The sequence below is a fragment of the Xanthocytophaga agilis genome (assembly GCF_030068605.1).
Classification (GTDB): domain Bacteria; phylum Bacteroidota; class Bacteroidia; order Cytophagales; family 172606-1; genus Xanthocytophaga; species Xanthocytophaga agilis.
In genome coordinates, this window is sequence record NZ_JASJOU010000010.1 from 339,237 (window position 1) to 359,135 (window position 19,899).

The window sequence follows — 19,899 nt, forward strand, 5'->3', positions numbered from 1 at the left end:
ATATTAATGGTGCAAAAACATCTTATGGTCAATAAATATATAGTAATACTTCTGCATATACCTGTTTTAGTGGTTTGCCTTACTTTTTTGCCATTATTTATAGACTGGGCAATGCAAAAGGACATACTAATTATTTCATCGCCCTATTTCAAACAATGGATATCGTATTTATTCTTTTCAGACGGTTCAATAGTAGTGTTTATTGCAGAGTTTGTTTCATATAGTATCTTATTAAAAAAAACGAAACAGTGGCACCCTATAGTAATAACCTTGATGATCTTCTATACTATATCCTTATTTGCTCAATCATTGATCCTCATCCCACTCTTTATATTATTTGTGATATTTGTGTTGTCTGATGGATCTATGTTTGGTAGTTTTAAGTGATAGGTAGCTTCTTTTATCTTTCAAACATTAACTTACCAAACTAAATCGTACTTGATATTTTGTTCGTACAAGACAATTCGCTAATCTAAAAAAGTATTTTTTGAATTTGATTAACTAAAAGAAGGGTTACAAAGAAAGAGCATTATGTATAAAATATGGGGAGGAGAAGGAATGTAAAAGCTTGGGATAAGATACCTGGGGAAGACGGTGCCTTACACCAGTCTTACCCCCAAGATCCTTCAACCAGCTATGGAAAGAAAAACAAGATAATATTCTGTGTTAGAATTACTATCTGTATTTCTTACGATGCTAAAATAGCATGTATAATATAACAGTACAAAAATTTTAGATAAACCTTTAAAAACATTAGATAAAAATTGCGAATTGTCAGATGAACATTTCATAAATGAGGATTTTAAAGTAAAAGCAGTATAGAATTTCCTCATAAACCATTAATATAAAATACTTTTAAAGAGGCATCCTTATTTTAACGAAAATGAAGCTTCTTTGACATCCCGTGAATTTCCACCGATAAATACTTTGAAAGTACCAGGCTCTAAATGTAATTTTCCTTCCCCATCATAAAAAGACAGATCTGAATTGGTTAATGTAAAAGTTACTTCTTTGCTTTCACCTGCTTTTAACATGATCTTCTGAAATCCCCTTAGTTCTTTTATCGGACGTACCAGAGAGGCTACCATATCTCGTATATAAAGCTGTGCAATCTCTTCACCATCATATTTTCCTGTATTCTTTATGATTACTTTTACTATCAGATTTTCTCCACGATTTAATTCTGCTTTATTGAGTGTGGGGGCGGAGTAATCAAAGGTAGTATAGCTTAATCCATATCCAAATGGGTATAATGGGCCATTGGGAGCATCCCGATAACGGGAAACCCAGAAGTTACCAGGCGAGTTAGGTTCATCCTGGTAAGGTCTGCCCGTGCTTTTCTGGTTGTAATAAACAGGGATTTGTCCTGTTGTATAAGGAAAAGACATGGTTGTCTTAGCAGAAGGATTATAGTCCCCAAACAGTATATCGGCAGCAGCATTTCCTCCCTGAGTACATGGCATCCAAGCATATAAGATTGCTGGAACATGTTGAGACAACCAGGGGATAACCATAGGTCGGCCAGTACTTATCACTACAATCACAGGTTTACCTGTTGCCTTCACCGCTTGCAACACTTTCATTTGTTCTGTCGGAATTTCAATATTGGTAAGTGCACGAGCTTCCCCGGCAACTTTACCAGATAAACCTACAACAGTAATAACTACATCTGCTGATTTTGCTGTATTTACTGCATCTGCGATTGTCGTTTCTGTTGAATTATACAAAGCATTACTACCATCCGCAGTAATCGTATATCCCTTTGCAAAAGAAACATTACTTTGAGGAACTTTATTTTTTATTCCCTGTAAAATAGTAACTACATCTTTAGGATCACCTTTTGCAATCCAGAAATCCAATGCGTCTGCTTGGCTATCAGCTAATTGCCCAATGACTGCAATGTTTTTAGTAGTTTTTGATAAAGGAAGAGTATTATTATCATTTTTTAATAGGATCATAGATCTTTGTGATGCCTCTCGTGCTGCCTGAACAAATTTATCGTTTAGCAGTGTAACAGATTCCCGACGTTCATCACTAAATTTATAGGGATCTTCAAATAGGCCAAGCTTAAACTTATAATATAAGATCCGACTCACCGCATCATCCAGACGAGCTTGTGTCACCTTACCTTCTTTCACAAGCTGAACCATATTTTCGATCACAACTCTTGATTCCATGTCCATATCTGAGCCAGCATTGAATGCTTTTAAAGCAGCATCTTTCCCATCTGCTGCATAACCATGGGTAATCATCTCACCAAATGAAGCCCAATCTGATACAACAAAACCTTTAAACTTCCATTGATTTTTTAATACATCAGTAACCAGATATTTATTCCCACTGGCAGGGATACCATCTACTATATTAAAAGAGTTCATAACCGTTGCAGCGCCTGCATCAACTCCAGCTTTAAACGGAGGAAGATAGATATCATGCAGTGCATATCGGGATAAATCAACTGTATTGTATTCTCGACCACCTTCTGCCAATCCATAAGCTGCAAAATGTTTCATGCAAGCCATTACATGATATACATCTGTCAAATCTCCCTGAAATCCTTTTACACGTGCATAAGAGGCTTTACTTCCCAGATAGGTGTCCTCGCCAGCTCCCTCCATCACCCTTCCCCAGCGAGGATCACGTGCAATATCTACCATAGGCGCAAAGGTCCAGTGCAAACCTGCGGCAGAGGCTTCCGCTGCAGCCATAGAGGCAGATTTCTCCATCAGAGCAAGATCCCAGCTACAGGTTTCTGCCAATGGAATTGGAAAAATAGTTTTATAACCATGAATTACATCAAATGCAAACAACAAAGGTATACCTAGTCTGCTTTCTTTTACTGCTATCTCCTGAACTGCACGTGTTTCTTTGGCTCCTGTTACATTTAAAAAGGAACCTACCATTCCTTTGCGTGACATATCCAGTTTGGCTTTTGCTCCTGGATCACCTTCAGCTGCAGGTCCTGTCATTATGCCGCCATTTACCTGATTAAGCTGACCAACTTTTTCTTCCAGGGTCATCTTTGAGAGCAGATCTTTTATTCGTTGTTCTATAGGGAGCTTGGGATTTTTATAGGGAGCAACAGTTTGAGCAAGACAAAGCAAATTGCTTATACAAGCAAAAAGCAAAATAGGGATTAAATGTTTTCTCATTTTAATTAGGATGGAAGGGATTATAAATAGGGTAACAGTTGGTCATCAGACCCAAAACAAAGTATTTAATTAATTATGTTTTCTCAAAGTAAAAGACAAGATTAATCTCATGAGAAAGGTTGGTGTTTCTCTCTTATTAGAAGCGTACTAAAAGAAAAGTAATTTTCTAGTATGAATGGAACTAAAAAAGTGCGAATTTTGTGATCTCTTGTAGCAATACTCAAAATGTATTTGGGGCTGACCGGTTTTGACGGCCTGTGCGGCTGCGAGTAAGCATGTCGGGAGTTGGAAGGACCTCCTGTTAAAAATTCTTCCGAACTATAATTGGCGAATCTAACTACGCCCTTGCCGCTTAATTAAGAATTAAGTCGCATGTGTCCTGTTATCCCTACACACTACCAGGATAACGCTCAGGGCATCATCAGGTAAGTGTCTTGTGTTGTAAGGTTACGCGCAACACATAGTATTAGTAAATAAGGTTAATGTGCGGGGTGTGGCTACCTTGCATTAACCCGACAATCAACCAGCCAATAAACATGTAGAAGGCTCGACGGTTTCCTTGTCCGGACGAGGGTTCGAATCCCTCCAGCTCCACAAGTTAACGAAAAACCCTCTGAATATCAGAGGGTTTTTATTTTATAAGTGAAGTATTAGGTGACTAATCACCTATTTTTAAGAAAAGGCTATTTCATTAGTCTATCTCTCAATTTATCCTCCTATCTTATAATCTATTATTACAAGTTACGTCAATACTTACCGACTTTTTCCAGTTTTAAGAATCTTATCTCTTAAATAAAATATGGATCGCTTGTCTTCTAAAATAAGGCATCTTCTATAGTTCCGTGATAAAGCTTAACACCTTTTATATCATTGATAGCAACGGATTTCCATGAGTGATACAGCTACCATCTGATGACTTTTCTGTAAGTGGAGCTTTAACTGGCGAGTATGAATAGGAGTAGCAAACTGAATAGTATGACGTGTTTGGTAATTACCCTGTTTTTCATAAAGCCGCTCATTACGGTCATTACACAACGAAAAATTCTGAACACAAAACGGCATGATGGTTTCAGGATGATGCATCAGGACTGTTTCTAATGGATGATCAAAATCGGTGTCAAAACTAAGTTCTATTTTCCGAATGGTTTGTATATCTGGCCATTCAAGTGAAAGAGTAGGTCTTTCGTCAGTCAAATCGGCTATCCAGGCATTAGGTTGATTTGTAGGACGAGTAATACCATTGCGGACATTCGCCACACTAAATAATGCAATGCCTGGACTAATTTGCATAGCGATATTTTTACCATTGGGACGGCGGTCTGGACACCAGAATTCAAATGCATCTACTCCCAGGTCTTCTACTGGCTGCTGCTTGCCATAATTAGACACAGCCGGATTGGTTTTATTGAAAGCAGATAGTACGCCGGAAATCCGTACATTACTGTAGCACATTTCAATCTGTGAGTTTTTGAGAAAGCAGATAAATACATAGATATCTTCTTCAACACTGACATTAAAATTAACATGAATGCTTTGTCTGCCCGATTGTAGATGAATGTTCTGCCTGCTTAAGATTATCTCAGGTGTATGATTGGTGGCCTTACCAGAACATCGAAGTTCAACCACAAGTTCTGTATCTGTGCTGGCATTTACCCATGTAACAATCTCTGGGATAGCGGTTCCTGCGCGCAAAGGTATCAGTTGAGCAGCACTGTCATGCAAGACAAACCACTCTCCATCGGCAGGTAGTTCTGTTAATATAAATTCACTGGAGGCACTTATCTGAGCGTTCTGTACCAAATCTTTAGGATCTTTTAACTTAAATCCGGGAATATATTGCCCTACCTTTTGCAATTCGTTCTGCAATACTTTTATATGATCCACTGCTGCTAGCTGGTGTGGCAACAGCTGACTTTTATGACATAACGCTGCCGCCATGCCTACAACTTGGGCTCCGTATGCACTGGTTCCCATCACCCGTGTAGAGCCAAAGGCAACATGCGTGGCACTAATGATACGGCCAGCAATAAATAGATTAGTTATATTGCGACTGTACAGACAACGATATGGAATCTGGTAGATACCTTTGCTGTGCCACTGATTACAGCCGGGTTTTTCAGAAAATACGCCATCGGCTGGATGCAGATCAATGCTCCAACCACCAAAAGCAACTGCGTCATAATGCGTTCTCTGTTCCACAATATCCTGCTGACAGATCATATAATCTCCTTCAAAGCGACGACTTTCCCGTTTTCCGGGAATGGTACCCACCCATTCAAGTGTCATGGTATCGGCCTCAGGAAAATTGCCTGAGTTTTTGATATAGTGCCATACACCGTAAACAACTTTCCAGAGTTCCCACTTGATCGTTTCGGTATCGTGTACTGTATCGAGTCGTCCACCATATTCAAGCCACCAAAGCTGACAGCCTTGTTCTTTGGCAGTGAAGCGACGATAACGTGGAATCTGGGTAATATCTTGTAATGCATAGGCAGGTGGCACAAAACGCACCTGCTTACCTGTATCTTTGGTATAAAAATAAATCGAATGTCCCAGCAACTCGCCATATTCAGTTGATGGAGCAAACTTTTCGCCAAATTCTGTTGTCGACTCGGCTCCCATACGAAAGGCAGCGCCAGCACCAAAGGCGATTACTCCATCTCCGGATGCATCACAGAACAATGGTGCTGAAAGCTCATAGAGTGTCCCATTCTGACTGCAAAATGCCTTAACACTACTGATAGTTCGAGAATTAGATTTTGTTACATCAAAAACAGCAGTATTGAGTAATAATCTTATGTTAGGCTCCAGCATTACTTTTTCGAGTAGTACAGTATCAAAAATAACCGGGTTTCCTTCTGGGTTTCGGTATGTATTTTCCAGTAGAATCTCATCAATTACACCACCTTCGCGGGCCCATCGATTGTTATTTCCCATATGAGAGGTAGCGCCCAACACCCACAATCGAACTTCACTGGAAGAGTTGCCACCCAGTACAGGGCGGTCCTGTACCAGAATGACCTGGATGCCGGCACGGGCGGCAGTAATGGCACAACATGTGCCGGAGAGTCCACCCCCGACTACAACCAGATCAGCCTGGTATGACTCAATATGTAATTGTCGATGATCTGTTGCGTCTTGCTTTATCATAGCTTTGAATAGAAAACGGATTTGGCTGGCCTGTCGGCCAGAAGAATTGTATCTTTAAAATAGCAGAGTCTAACTTTTAATTAATTTCCTATCTGTGTGAATGCTTTGTGCGCAATCCCTGAACTTTCTTGTCCAAGTGTAGAAACCTGAAACGAATAGTTCTTTCCCGGCTTGAGTCCATCAATTGGTAAATAGTCCAGTGACGAGCCTGGGATGATAATGGTTTGTGTTTTACCATCCTGTTGATACCTAATCTGGTATCCGACTGCTTGTGGTACTGGGCGAATGGCGATTACAGCCCGAGACCCTGAACGCAGAACAGCCTTAGTTCCTACTGATTGTGGACCAATACTTCCTGGCAATGAGATGCTATGTATTTCAGACCAGCCACTTTCCACATATGCCTGATCGGTACGTTTCATGCGGAAGTAATACGTTTGGCCATTTTTCAAATTAGGAACACGGCATACACCCTTGGCGGTCACTTTCAGAGACTTCCATTCAGCTTCATTCGTTGGATCAGTTCCATATCGAATCTGGTAGAGATAATCATAATTTGCGTAACCATAGCCGATAAAAAAAGCTCTATCAGCTGCTTCAGTATACCAGATTACAGGAGGCAATAGTTGATTGTCTGGTTTGGTAGTTGCAGTAGCAGAAGGTGGGCCGTCGCCTGCAGCATTAATTGCTACTAGTTGAAACTGATACGATTGACTAGACTCTAATTTGCTGATATCAATAAAATGATGGCTAGTTGTATCACTAACAAGCGAAAAATCTGTTTTGCCATAACGAAGAAAGTACTGCTGGGCAGAAGCTACTTTATCAAATATAATGCGAACGCCTCCTTCACCCGGAATCAGTTGCTTTATCACTGGTAGTGCAGGCTTTTGCAGATATATGGTTGTATCATAAACAGCATAGCCCGTCGGTGAAAGTAGTGTATAAGTAGTCTTGGCAATCTGAGTAGAGGCAACCTGCCATGTTATGGCCTGTCTGACTGCTTTACTACCAGGAGTAACAGTGGGAAGTGTTGTAAATCCTCCATCCAGGTAGCGGTCTTGGCTATCAGTTGCTTCCCAGACTAACGTATAACCTCTCAAAGTATAGGCAGGCAGATCAAGTAAAGTTCTGGGCTCAATGCTCACTATAGTAGACCTATCAGTACCCGAAACTGTCAGTGAACGAATGGGTGCATATTGGCGACGAAAGATTTCATAGGCTTGTTTAGGCTGGCGGTAAACATTGACCACTCCCCAGGCACGGTTACCCGTAGGTGCTGTATTCCAAGATTGATGCGCCTGCCAATGGCTACGATAATCATTGAATGTCCACAACGCACCGCCCATCAGATAGTCACGGCCCCGCATGTCATTGAGCATCTTGGAACCATTGATTATACCCTGATCCGGATTTTCGCCAGTCAGGTTATAGCCATATTCGGAGTAAAACATAGGCTTACCCGGATGCTTCTGGTGGGCTTTATCAGCATTTTTGCCTAAGTCTCCATACTTATTAAGAAGAATCATATCCGAAAACTGTACCGGATCTTGTTGTTGCACATCAGCTGAGTGACTTACATACACTACCAGACGTGAACTGTCAAGCTGCTTTTTTACATACCTAATGGCAGACTCAACGTACTCGAGCACTTTGGGATTGGCACCAATAAAACCAATTTCATTGCCTACACACCAACCAATAACTGAAGGGTGATTAAATTGCTGGCTAACTAAACTTTTCAACCATTCTTTAGGTAGAGGATTGTCTGGATCTACAAGCTGGTCACGTCCCCAGAGTGGTATTTCACTAAATACCAGCATCCCTTTTTCGTCCAGATAATCAAGCACTTCTTTGGGCAATGGTAAATGTGAGAGGCGTGCCATATTCGCACCTGATTTTTTCATCAGATCAATATCCTGGCGATATCGCCATGCCGGCAGCGTATTGCCAGTTGTACGGTCATCAGGTACCCAGTTATAGCCCATTAACCGTACCGGCTCGCCATTAAGCTTTACGTTCAGACCATCAATTTCTACTTTACGAATCCCAAACCGGTCACTCACCATATGAAGTAATGGTAGATTATCAGCTGGTTTAGTGGATTGTTTATTGGAAAGCGTGTTTGCCTGATAGAGTGTGGCTTGGACTGTATACAAATATGGATCATCAAAATGCCATAAGTGGGTATCGCTTTTTGGTAGTACTGCTTGCAAGCTATATTCCTGACCACTTTGAGCAGGTATGGTTAGAGCAAGTGATAAATTTTTACTAGCCTTTAGTATATTTCCACTTTTATCTTTGAGAACAATGTCACATTTTACTGATTGAGGTTGATCGGTGTCGTTTTTGAGTCGTAGCTTGATAGCTACAGAGGAAGTAGCACTTTTCAATTCAACAACAGGTAGGATGTGCATCTGCTCTATGCGTACCGGAGTAGTTGCAATCAGAGAAACTGGCCTACGAATGCCACCCCAATTCCAGATAGCCCCGCGCCGGAAAGTGTTATCAGCACATACTACCAGTGTACTTCGCTGACCGGGCTTTATGAACTTAGTAATGTCAAATTCAAATGGGAAAAAACCACTATGGCTTTGACCAAGTAAGGTGCCATCAAGCCAGACCTGTGCATCGTGGTAGACTGCTTCGAATACCAAACGGATAGTTTTGCCCTGCCAGTTGGCTGGTATCTCTATCGAACGACGATACCATCCTTTGCCACTGTAGGTTGCATACTGGTTGTATAGATCCCAATTACCTGGAACTTCCATTGCATCCCAGCCTGCCGCCTGAAAACCAGAGGTATGCCATCCTCGTTCCTCACCTATGTTTTCCGGATCAATACGAAAATCCCACTTGCCATTCAATAGCAAAGATTCCTGATTGCTGGTGGATTGGGCGAACAGGGCTACTGGAACATAGAGTAGCCATAAAACAAAAATATTTACTATATACTTCATCACATAATTTCAGTTTCTAATGAATAAAAATGGTTTGTGGTTGCTCTCTTTGATAAGACTGCTTATTCTAAAGCAAGCCTATTATACTTTCTCTGGGGTAATAATTTGTTCAGTGTTACGTCGGGCGGCCTTCCATGGAATAACGGCTGCAAACAGAATGATGACGGCTATACCTGCTGTCAGTATACTGCCAGAGGTAGTGAGCAGACTCAGTATAAATAACATACAAGCTGTGAAAACCAACGCAAAGGCAATGATGCGCAAGCCAAAGCGATTTTGCTGGGCAATGGATACTCTCTCAGCATCTTTCACAAAGAGTTGTTCAGCTTTTTTCGCACGTTTATTATTCAGATATTCTTCATATTCGGGTGCTATTTTACTAGTTCGGGCAGCCCATAACTCATAACCGAGCAATAGCAGTAATGGCAACCCAATTCCAATGAATGTTTCCAGTGTACGGCTCAGCTTGAAGTGAAGCAGCCAAGGGGCCAGAATCTTAAAAAACAGGTTGGCACTAAGACCTATACCACTTATCCAAAGTGTAGCTTTGCCTGTGAGACGCTTGGAGAACAAAGCCCATAGGGGCGGAGCCAGCAGAGGGCCACCCGAAATGGCTGAAATACTCAATACTACCTCAACCATACCACCGGCTGCTGGTACCAGTAGCGCAATTACGATCATTCCCAACCCAAAAAACCAGGAGGATAATCGGGCTACGCGCATCAATTGCAGATCCGTTGCTTCTGGTTTGAGAAACCCCTTGTATATGTCGTTAGTGAATACAGCTGATACCGCATTAAGTGCAGTATTAGCACTAGCCGAAGTAGAAAAGTACATACCTGTGAGCATGAGCCCGAGTAGCCCGGGTGGTAGTACCAGTTTGCATACCAACAAGTATGCATTTTCAGTATCCAATCCACTTAGGGTAGGATTGATAGACCGATACAGCATAGGAGGTAGCATCCAGATAACCGGACTAATCAGATAAAGGGCTGCAAACAAGAAAGCTACCTTCCGTGCTGATTGTGGACTGTCTACACTGGTGTAGCGCTGCACGAATGTCCAGTTGCCTCCGATATAACAAATATGATAGATCAAGAAAGAAAATATAAATCCTATAGTATATTCTCCTGCAAACCAGCTAAAGAAATCTGATGGCACATGTTGAATAAATTGATCAACACCTTCTGCCTTTTGTAAGGAAAGAGGCAAGAGAATAAACACTGCCGCTGACAGAATCACAAATTGGAGAATATCAGTTACCATTACAGCCCACAGACCTCCTACAGCAGTATAGGCAATCATAAACAAACCCAGAAAAATAGTGCATGGTACCAGTGGCAAATCCAGTGAGACGCTTACTAACTTAGCTACCGGATATAATACCGATCCTTTGATGAATACTGAAACGAGTATGAAAACATATATGAACATTTTCTGTACTTGGGTCCCAAGTCGACTGCGGATGAATTCTGCAGCTGTAAGATTACCAGTAGCTTTCCATCGTGGGGCTAACCAAAGTCCTGTAACCAAAGCCCCAATACACATTGTCCACTGGATAGTGATAGCTACCCATCCGTGTTTGTAGGCAATCGACCCCCAGGCAACAAATGTCCCAGCAGAAAAGAAACTCATAAACAGTGACAGTCCTCCAATACTCCACGGTACAGCCTCTCCGCCTGCAAAAAACGATTTCAGATTACGGCCTGTGCGGGCAAACAGCAAGCCGATTCCAAGTACAAAAGCAGAAAAAACAAAAATGACAATTGTATCAACAGTATGATTCATAAGGAATAGTTAATCTGTTGTGAATTAACGATTAGTAGGATTTGACTCATAGTCTATTACGGCAATGGTTAATCCGAAAGCAGGCACGGATACATTCCATTTTCCGGATGTGTCAAGCTGTTTAATTTGTTTGCCTTTAGCATCCCATAACTCGACTGAGCGTATAGTCGCCTGCCCATTGCGTAGTATTTTTTGACTATTCAATTTGAGTGTACTTGTTTTGGCCTGATCGTCATTGTTCAATAAGAGTACAAATATGCGTGGGGTCTGCACTGCTGTCGCTGTCCAGTAGTCCACCTGTGGGTCATCTACTTGTATGAGTCCATCAGGCATATATAGCCGAGTCAATTGTCCGAAGATTTTGCCATTGGCAAACCCATATGTTTGATGTGGTCCGACTTTGGGTGTAATAAACCCACGCGGAAAAGTAATCTTTCCCTCTGAACGCAGACTTACTTCAGAAAGCAAATAATCGGTAATCCAGCCAATCTGCCACCAGGCATGATGCGGATATGGACCAGCACCAGCATTCATGGTACGCCAATAATAGGAGGCAACTCCTGTGGGTTGATGGACAAACGCATCCCGTCCCCAAGCCGCAGCCCGAGCCATATCCAGAAAGAGAGAGTCCTGTGTGATAGCGAAGAGACGGATAAACATTCCTGCATGGCTAGCCAGCGGAATAGGACCATGCATATTGGCCGAACCTATGCTGCCGCCGTGTTCAAAGCTAAGCCCAACCTGACTAATCTCCCAATCCTGATGGGTCGTTCCATTGACGTTTTTTATTTCTTTGGTAGGTATTGGATGTGTATAGATAGAAGCAGTATAGATTCTGGCGGTTTGCAAGGCTGCGGTCTTATAGCGGTTGTCTCCCGTTATATCAAATAGGTCAAGTAGTGCTTGTACACTCTGCCCGGTAGCAAAATCGGGGACAAAACGCAGATCACCACATACACCCAGAAAGTTTCCCCGTTCAGTAGCATTGTGAATAAACCAATCAGCACCTTTACGGGCAGCAAACAGATATCGTTCATCTCCCAGAATCCGATAAGCAACCAGCAATCCATAAAATGTAGGACGTAAGTCCTGTAGCTCAGTAAAGCGGGGCTTCTCACTCTGTCTGTCGTAAGCCACCTCCCAATGTCCATCCGGATACTGCCAGGATAACAACCGCTCGGCTCCCTGACGCAGGCGCTCTTTCAGCTCGGTATCATTAGGTTCAAAGAGCAGAATATTGCCCATATCAAGCATGGTATAATATGTCAGGCCAATAGGCTCAACGTATGGACCCCATTCTTCGGTAAACCTATGACTTTTGGAAAGATAATATTGTCCAACAGCTGCTCCCTGAAAAAAGCCCGGCTCGGATTGCTGTTGCATAAGCTTAAAATTGCGGGCATAAGGCAAACGGGTTTTGTTTAGTAAGGAATCACCTGTAACGGTAGTTAGCATCCACATAGCTCCGTAATCAGAATTTTTCATCGCATCCTTATCTGAACCTACTACTCCACCCAGGTAAGCTTGAGCTCCAATGGTTTGTCCATTAAACTGTTCAGTGCGCCACAGTGATGTACTATCACTGTTTACATATCGGTGCATGGACTCAATGCGGGATGTTAAGGACTGTCGAGTCTGTTTTAAAGATAGAAAATCCCGGAAATGATAAATATCATAAATAGCATGTTTGTAAACTGTGTACCAGTCAGAAGCCTGCAGACTATACCGAAAGGAAAAAGTAAGACTTTCCCCTGCCTTGAGATACGAACCTTTTTCACCCAGCACCGGATGATAAGCTGTAGGCGTCAATTGTCCTTTGCGGTTCATTAAAGATAGACCTAGTTGCCAGTCGCTATGCGTATTGTGGTCTTGTTGCCAGGGGTCACGGCTGGTGCCAGGTTGAGGAATGACAGCAAGTGTAAGTCCGTTTTTCTGACTAAAGAGAGGTGCCAGAGTAGTTGCTGTACGGTCACGAACCACAATAGGACGTCGTGGGATCCCTTGTCCATATGCATAGGAAAGGACCAGATCATCCTGTAGGGATATTCCCTGCAAATGACCAGGAATAATACCCCATCTTAAGTCCTTTTCAGAAATGGTTGCCAGTGTGGGAGTTGAAAGCGAAAAATAACCTGCCTGTTGGGCTGTGAGTTGCATACTCACCAGCAAGTCACCCGGATACTGGGTGTCCAGCTTCCAGGTGGCTTGTAGGGAAGCTTGTTTGGCTTGATGCATAAAAACAATCTCCTGACCCGACTTCGTACCTTGTTCAGGGAAAAAATGCAGGGCTGTACCTGCTGTATTCATTGGCACAGGCTTTAGATTTTCATGCCAGGTATTAATGATATACTTGTAAATCGGTTCAGGAAAAGTTTTAGCATGGGCGTCTACCTGATCAAGTAAGGGCACGGAATCAGGTTTGGTTGCAGAGTACAAAATAGTATACTCACCAGATGGAAAATTCAAGTATGTTAACTTACCATCTTTTCTCACACTGACCCTGTTAACCTGATAACCAGCGTTTCCTTTCTTCCATGTGATTTGTATGGCAGCATCTGAAAGTGTTAAGCTTGTCTGGGCAAATGTGGACAGTTGTGCTGATAAGATGACCAGATATATCGTTATATTAGACAGCCTTAGATAGTGAGTTATATTCATACGAATGTTGCAAAAAGAGTCTGTTCACTACAAGTAAGTTTATTGTACTGGAAGTCAATACTTCTTTTATACAAAATAGAACTAGTACTAGCAAGTTATTTCCAGTCCGGATTTTGTTCAATACGTGGATTGGCATTGATCTCATCCTGCGGAATGGGAAAGTACTTGTGTTTTGCCAGGAGTGTGCGAACTGGAAATACACTATTGACAGCAGCAGGTATAACAGTCAAAAATTTATTTGTGCGTGTCAGATCATACCAGCGGTCTCCCTCAGCAAAAAACTCCCAGCTACGTTCTTGTAAAACTGCATCAATAAAAGCATCCTGACTGAGCCCTTCAGCCAAGTCATCCAGTCCTGCTCGTGCACGAACAATGTTTATGTATTGATACGCAGTAGTTGTAGCTCCGTTCAGATGAGCCTCTGCCTCAGCTGCAATCAGATACACATCTGCCATGCGTAAAATCGGGATGTTGGCTGCTGCGCTTCCTCCATTGGAATTAGGGTCCTGGTATTTTTTGACCAGGACACCTTGCGTTGTAACTGGTGTAATATCTTTCTGGTGTACTACTTTTCCCTGTACGTTGATATAGTTGGTGTCAAGCAATTGCCGACGTTTATCATTTGCCTCAAATGAATCAAAAAATGCCTGATAAGCGAATATTGATCCAAACGAAGACTTTCCGTATTCAGGGCCATCACTATTGCGAGGACCATATAAACTCATGATCTGTGAAGAGCGGCCACCTGAAACACTTTCACTTTCGAATGCCCACATATTCTCAGCTCTACCCACTTGTTCATTAGCGGCTCCATACACCTGTTGTACATCAGGTAGCAGCTTATACTTACCTGAATTAATAACTTCCTGAGCCTTTTGTAATGCTACTGGCCATTTTTGGTCATATAATGCGGCTTTAGCATGCAAGGCGGCAGCTACTTCCAGAGAAGGACGACCAGTCGGTATAGCAGCTGAATAGGAAGGCAAAGCTGCTTCAGCTTTTTCCAGATCATTATAAATCTGTGTGTAAACATCTGCTAATTCACTTTTGGGTGTATAGGCATCTGCCTCACTTAGTGTTGGATTTGTTTTAATAGGCACACTGCCAAAGTTTTTGGCTAGCATCCAATGAAAAAAAGCCCGTAGAAAGTATGCTTCAGCTACGATCTGGTCTCGTCTGGTAGTTTCCATAGCAATGGATGGCACACGGTCAATGACCCAGTTGGCTCGTTCAATACCACGATAGCAATTCTGCCATACATCCAGAGGTGATTCAAAGGCTCTTCCAAAACTTTTGGCAGTTGTATAATTGGGATCATAGCTGTACAAAGTATAGGTATTGCGTCCCACCACTGGACGTGGGTATACCTGATCAGCACTAAAATCGGCAATCATCAGTGGAGAAGGCCCAGAGTAAAGATCACCCAGTGCTCCATAAACAGCTGTAAGCCCCGCTTCCGCATCAGAGGCGGTTTTGTAAAAGTTATTTTCGGCAATAGAAGAATATACCGTTTCGTTTAGCTGACATGAACCTAATGCAAAGAGCAGGATACAGGCACTAAAAACATATTTTTTCATATGTCAGGTATTTTATATGTGAATGTTGTCAGGTATAATTAAAAAGACCGATAGTTTTTACTTATTATCATGTTTCAGAAAAACCATTTACTACAGGTAGCTTTTTGATCAGAAAGTAAGCTGCACTCCGCCCAGAATCGATCTTGCCAATGGGTACACTCCATTATCAACCCCTACCTGCACATTCGAATTACCAAACGTATTAACCTCAGGATCGTAACCAGTATATTTGGTAAGAGTAAACAAATTGTTGGCGCTTATATACACACGGGCAGCGGATATACCTTTGATTTTAGAGATGTTATATCCTAGCGTCAGGTTTTTACAACGTATGTACGACCCATCCTCCATAAATCGGTTAGAGATCGGAATACGGCCACCCTGAAAGCCATTGGTGTACTCATTGCTTGGATTTTCCGGTGACCACCGATTGGCAGTACCTGCCAGCAAGTTGCGCTGTCCCAGTGGGTTTTCGAATGAGTAACGCGCCAGATTAAAGACCTGATTGCCTTGCACACCCGAAAAGAAGGCATCAAGAGTGAAGTTTTTATACTTCAGATTGGTGGAGAACCCAAAGATGAAGTTTGGATTGGCGCTGCCGGTAATGGCCTGATCAGCTCCGGTAATTTGGCCGTCGTTGTTCAGATCCTTTACTTTGACGCCACCTACACGGCTATCAGATCCGGGAAGTACTGTCTCACCTGTCTGGTAAATGCCATCAAATAAGAAAGTACGGAAGATACCTAGTGGCTGTCCTACCTGAATGATGCTGTAGTTATTGACAATAAACTCCTGTTGATTGTCCACCAGACTTATCAACTTGTTACGGTTAAAGGTAATATTGGCATTTACATTCCAGCTGAATTCTCCATCCAATATACGCGCATCAGCAGCCAGTTCAATTCCTTTATTTTCAATTTCAGCAAAGTTACCTGTATAGGTTCCATATCCTGATGAAAGCGGCAGGTTCTTCACAAAAAGCAGATCTTTGGTCCTCTTATTGTAGTAATCGGCAACCAGATTCAGACGATTGTTGAACAAGCCGATATCCAAGCCAATATCTGCCTGTATCGAACGTTCCCAACGAAGGTTTTTATTGGGAATACGCACAGGAGCAATACCCACCGAAGGAGGCTGATTATTGTAACTGTAACCACTACTCTGATTAAACAAAGCCAGTGATCCATATGGGCCTATTGCTCCTGCATTACCAGTTGAACCATAGCTGGCCCGTAATTTCATATCACTCACAAACGGAATAGTTTTCATAAATCCTTCTTCGCTAATACGCCATCCTGCTGAAACGCCTGGAAAGAAACCATACTTATTGTTTTCACCAAACTTGCTGGCACCATCATAGCGGGCTGTCAGATCCAGAAAGTATTTGCTTTTGAAACCGTAATTTATCCGTGCCATGTAAGAATCGAGCCGCTCCCGATTACGAAAACTATTGGTGTTACGGTTGGCAGGTGGAGCAAATCCGAGTGCTTCATTCAGGGTTACATCGTTGGGAAAGCCAAACGCTTCAGCTGTACTGTTGGTATAGTTATTAGATTGACTGGCAAGTACGCCTGTCACTTTTAGCGAATGATGCTGAGCGATTGTTTTGCTATAGGTTAAAATACTTTCATGCAATAGTGTAGTGCTGCGCTCTGCATATTTACCACCAAAACCTGTTGTGGCGTTCCGATCTCGTTCCGCTACAATAAAAATAGGGCTGTAATAATCGCGGGCTCCATCACTCAGATCTACATTAAAAGTAGCCCGATAAGTCAATCCTTTGACAATCTGAGCTTCGGCGTACAGGTTGACCAGCGTGCGGATTGTTCCGGACCTGTCCAGAATGTTGGCAAAACCCAGCGGGTTGACTACTTCCCGGTAGCGACCATTAAACTGATCAGCAAAGGGAAAAAGCGTGCCATCGGGTCGGTATGGTTGCAGAGTAGGAGGGGCACCCAGTGCCGCGCCTACCATGCTGTTGGTAACTACTGGATTATCAATGGATGATTCACCGGTACGGATACGGTTGTTGACTGAATAACTTCCAAAAATACTGGTTCCTACCTTAAAGCGGTCATTAAGCGTATGGTCCAGATTTAGGCGTAGTGAATAGCGATTAAAAGAGGAATTAAGAACGACCCCTTCCTGATTAAAATAATTGGCAGAGAGGAGAAACTGCGTTTTTTCATTACCTCCATTAACTGAAAGCTGATGGCTTTGGATTGGTGCTTGTCGAAAAATCAGATCCTGCCAGTCTACTCCTTCGCCTAGGCTTTCCGGGTTATCATATACATTAGTTTTGTAGATTTCGTTTTCAAGCTTGGCAAATTCTACAGCATTGAGCATATCGAGCTTTTTGGTAACATTTTGTATCCCATAATAACCATCATAGGTAAAGCGTGTTGCCCCGGCCTTTCCACGTTTGGTAGTTATTATCACTACTCCATTGGCACCTCTGGCTCCATAGATAGCGGTAGAGGAAGCATCTTTGAGGACTTCTACTGACTCAATGTCATTAGGGCTAATCGTTGATAATGGACTGACATCATTCACACCGCCACCATTGGAAATCTGGATTCCATCAATGACATAGAGCGGTTCAGAGGTGCCATTGATGGAATTGGTACCTCGGACACGTACACTAATGTTGCCTCCAGGAGCTGATGAATTTTGCGTAATCTGTACACCTGCCACCCGAGCCTGCAAGCCCTGGGCTACATTGGTTACCGGAGTCTGGGTGATATCAGTAGATTTTACAGAGGCTACTGACCCGGTTACTTCCGCCCGTCTCTGAGTACCGTACCCTACTACGACCACTTCTGATAAGGATTTAATGTCAGGAACCAGGCTGGCATTGATCTGATTACGATTACCTACTGTAATCTCTTCGGGATTGTAACCGATAAAGCTAAAGACAAGTACTGCTTTCTCTCCACTAACAGTAATAGCATAATCACCACTACCACTTGTACTGGTGCCGTTCGTTGAGCCCTTCTCAAAGACGGCTACCCCGGCCATGGGCTGATTGGCGTCATCGGTGACTTTGCCCTTAATTACTACCTGTCCATATGTATAAGACAAGGGCAACACAAGTAGCCCCAGAAACAACCGTTGAAGTGGTCGTTTTACGAATTGGTAAAGGTATTGCATGTAAATATGAGTAAAGGTAAAAGATAGGTATAGTACAAGAAAATGGCTTGTTAAATGATTAGTCCTTACATACTCATAAATTTCTGTTAAGTATTGATTGTAGGACTACTTCCTGTTAAATCGCTGCTAGTATTGATATGAAAATTGAACTTCATTGAAATCTTCATAAAAATTGATTTAAAACTCATATTTTAAATATACATTACTGGAAAAATGTGAGTGGGAACGGTTGCATTTAGTGGGAACGGTTGCACTATCTGATCTATCACCTAGAAAAGTTTTCAATCAGCAACTAGAAAAAATTATATGTCGTAAAGATTTGCTATTGTGAAAAAGCACCAGATTACTATCCTTGACATTGCCCGGCAGTTGAATATTTCTAAGTCAACCGTTTCGCGTGCACTAACCGGACATCCGAAAGTAAGCCCAGAAACCAGAAAGGCAGTCCTTGAGCTGGCTGTTCAGATGGACTACCAACCCAATATGCTATCTGTGAGCCTTGTCAAAAATAAGAGCAATACCATTGGTGTGATTGTTCCTGAGTTTATGTCTTCGTTCTTCCCACAGGTTATTCTCGGAATTCAGCAGGTAGCCAGAATGAGTGGGTATACAGTCTTGATTACCCAATGTAGTGAGTCATACGAACAGGAAGTAGCTAATGCACGTTTATTGCTGGCTAGTCAGGTAGACGGACTGCTGGTCTCTCTGACTAAGGAGACGCTTAATTATGACCATTTGAAAATATTTCAGCGCAAAGGAATTCCAGTCGTATTCTTTAACCGGGTTTGTGAAGACATGGAAGTACCAAAAGTGATTGTAGATGATTATGAAGGAGCCTACCGGGCTACAGAACATCTCATTACAACAGGAAGGAAACGAGTTGCTCATCTGGCCGGACCTGCTACGCTGGCAATCAGCCGCAAACGGCTTGACGGATATCGTGACGCACTACGCCGATATGGTATTGCAATAGATGAATCATTGATTATCTCCTATGATCTGACTATGGAGAAAGTCGATATCTATGTTAATCATTTGCTGAATTTGGCAAATAGACCTGATGCTCTTTTTTGTATCAATGATCCAACAGCTATTCAAGCTATACAGGTAATCAAACAACGTGGCCTGCGCATTCCCGAAGATATTGCTGTTGTTGGATTCAGCAACGACTATTATTCAGCCTTTATTGAGCCTAGCCTAACCACAGTGGCTCAGCCAGTGCAGGATGTTGGAAGCACAGCGGCCCGTTTATTAATCAATCAGATTGAAACCGATTGCGACAAACCAATCATAAAGCAATTAAAAACTGAACTTATTGTCAGAAGGTCAACAGTCTGAGAGTATGTTTAAATTTTGAGAAAGGATATCGGTTGCATACTTTATAAGCGACCAAACTCAAAAAATATGCAAACTCAGTTTGAAGAACTGACCGATACCCAGTGGCAATTTATCGAACAAATTTTA

General features: G+C 42.3%; 8 protein-coding genes and 1 other RNA gene. 2 read left to right on the forward strand and 7 right to left on the reverse strand.

Annotated elements, in window-relative coordinates:
- Positions 1 to 869: 869 nt before the first annotated feature.
- Complete coding sequence (bglX, locus tag QNI22_RS26155) at positions 870 to 3,152, reverse strand: beta-glucosidase BglX (RefSeq protein ID WP_314515209.1); 2,283 nt, start codon at positions 3,150 to 3,152, stop codon at positions 870 to 872.
- 233 nt (positions 3,153 to 3,385) lie between these two features.
- Here bglX and ssrA point away from each other — a divergent pair.
- Positions 3,386 to 3,749, forward strand: a transfer-messenger RNA (tmRNA) gene (gene ssrA / locus QNI22_RS26160).
- A gap of 270 nt (positions 3,750 to 4,019) precedes the next feature.
- Here ssrA and QNI22_RS26165 read toward each other — a convergent pair.
- The 6 genes from QNI22_RS26165 to QNI22_RS26190 all read right to left on the reverse strand — a co-directional run bounded on the left by QNI22_RS26165 (position 4,020) and on the right by QNI22_RS26190 (position 18,435).
- Positions 4,020 to 6,302 (reverse strand): FAD-dependent oxidoreductase, encoded by a 2,283-nt coding sequence (locus QNI22_RS26165; RefSeq protein WP_314515211.1) that lies wholly within the window; start codon positions 6,300 to 6,302, stop codon positions 4,020 to 4,022.
- An 80-nt stretch (positions 6,303 to 6,382) separates the two neighbouring features.
- Positions 6,383 to 9,262, reverse strand: a complete 2,880-nt coding sequence (locus QNI22_RS26170; protein WP_314515212.1) for a glycoside hydrolase family 2 TIM barrel-domain containing protein — start codon at positions 9,260 to 9,262, stop codon at positions 6,383 to 6,385.
- 81 nt (positions 9,263 to 9,343) lie between these two features.
- Positions 9,344 to 11,050, reverse strand: coding sequence for a sodium:solute symporter family protein (locus tag QNI22_RS26175; RefSeq protein ID WP_314515214.1), 1,707 nt, complete (start codon positions 11,048 to 11,050; stop codon positions 9,344 to 9,346).
- A 24-nt stretch (positions 11,051 to 11,074) separates the two neighbouring features.
- A complete protein-coding gene (locus tag QNI22_RS26180; protein WP_314515215.1) occupies positions 11,075 to 13,708 on the reverse strand; it encodes a YyaL domain-containing protein in 2,634 nt (877 codons plus the stop codon).
- 95 nt (positions 13,709 to 13,803) lie between these two features.
- Positions 13,804 to 15,285 (reverse strand): RagB/SusD family nutrient uptake outer membrane protein, encoded by a 1,482-nt coding sequence (locus QNI22_RS26185; protein ID WP_314515216.1) that lies wholly within the window; start codon positions 15,283 to 15,285, stop codon positions 13,804 to 13,806.
- Positions 15,286 to 15,393: 108 nt separating this feature from the next.
- Positions 15,394 to 18,435, reverse strand: a complete 3,042-nt coding sequence (locus tag QNI22_RS26190; protein WP_314515218.1) for a SusC/RagA family TonB-linked outer membrane protein — start codon at positions 18,433 to 18,435, stop codon at positions 15,394 to 15,396.
- 327 nt (positions 18,436 to 18,762) lie between these two features.
- Here QNI22_RS26190 and QNI22_RS26195 point away from each other — a divergent pair, with 327 nt between their 5' ends.
- Positions 18,763 to 19,773: a LacI family DNA-binding transcriptional regulator gene (locus QNI22_RS26195; RefSeq protein WP_314515220.1), complete on the forward strand. Its 1,011-nt coding sequence runs from the start codon at positions 18,763 to 18,765 to the stop codon at positions 19,771 to 19,773.
- Positions 19,774 to 19,899 lie beyond the last annotated feature (126 nt).

Excerpts from the sequence above, each read along its gene's own strand:
- bglX (WP_314515209.1), bottom strand. The coding sequence starts at position 3,152 with ATGAGAAAACATTTAATCCCTATTTTGCTTTTTGCTTGTATAAGCAAT.
- QNI22_RS26180 (WP_314515215.1), bottom strand. The coding sequence starts at position 13,708 with ATGAATATAACTCACTATCTAAGGCTGTCTAATATAACGATATATCTG.
- QNI22_RS26175 (WP_314515214.1), bottom strand. The coding sequence starts at position 11,050 with ATGAATCATACTGTTGATACAATTGTCATTTTTGTTTTTTCTGCTTTT.
- QNI22_RS26165 (WP_314515211.1), bottom strand. The coding sequence starts at position 6,302 with ATGATAAAGCAAGACGCAACAGATCATCGACAATTACATATTGAGTCA.
- QNI22_RS26185 (WP_314515216.1), bottom strand. The coding sequence starts at position 15,285 with ATGAAAAAATATGTTTTTAGTGCCTGTATCCTGCTCTTTGCATTAGGT.
- QNI22_RS26190 (WP_314515218.1), bottom strand. The coding sequence starts at position 18,435 with ATGCAATACCTTTACCAATTCGTAAAACGACCACTTCAACGGTTGTTT.
- QNI22_RS26170 (WP_314515212.1), bottom strand. The coding sequence starts at position 9,262 with ATGAAGTATATAGTAAATATTTTTGTTTTATGGCTACTCTATGTTCCA.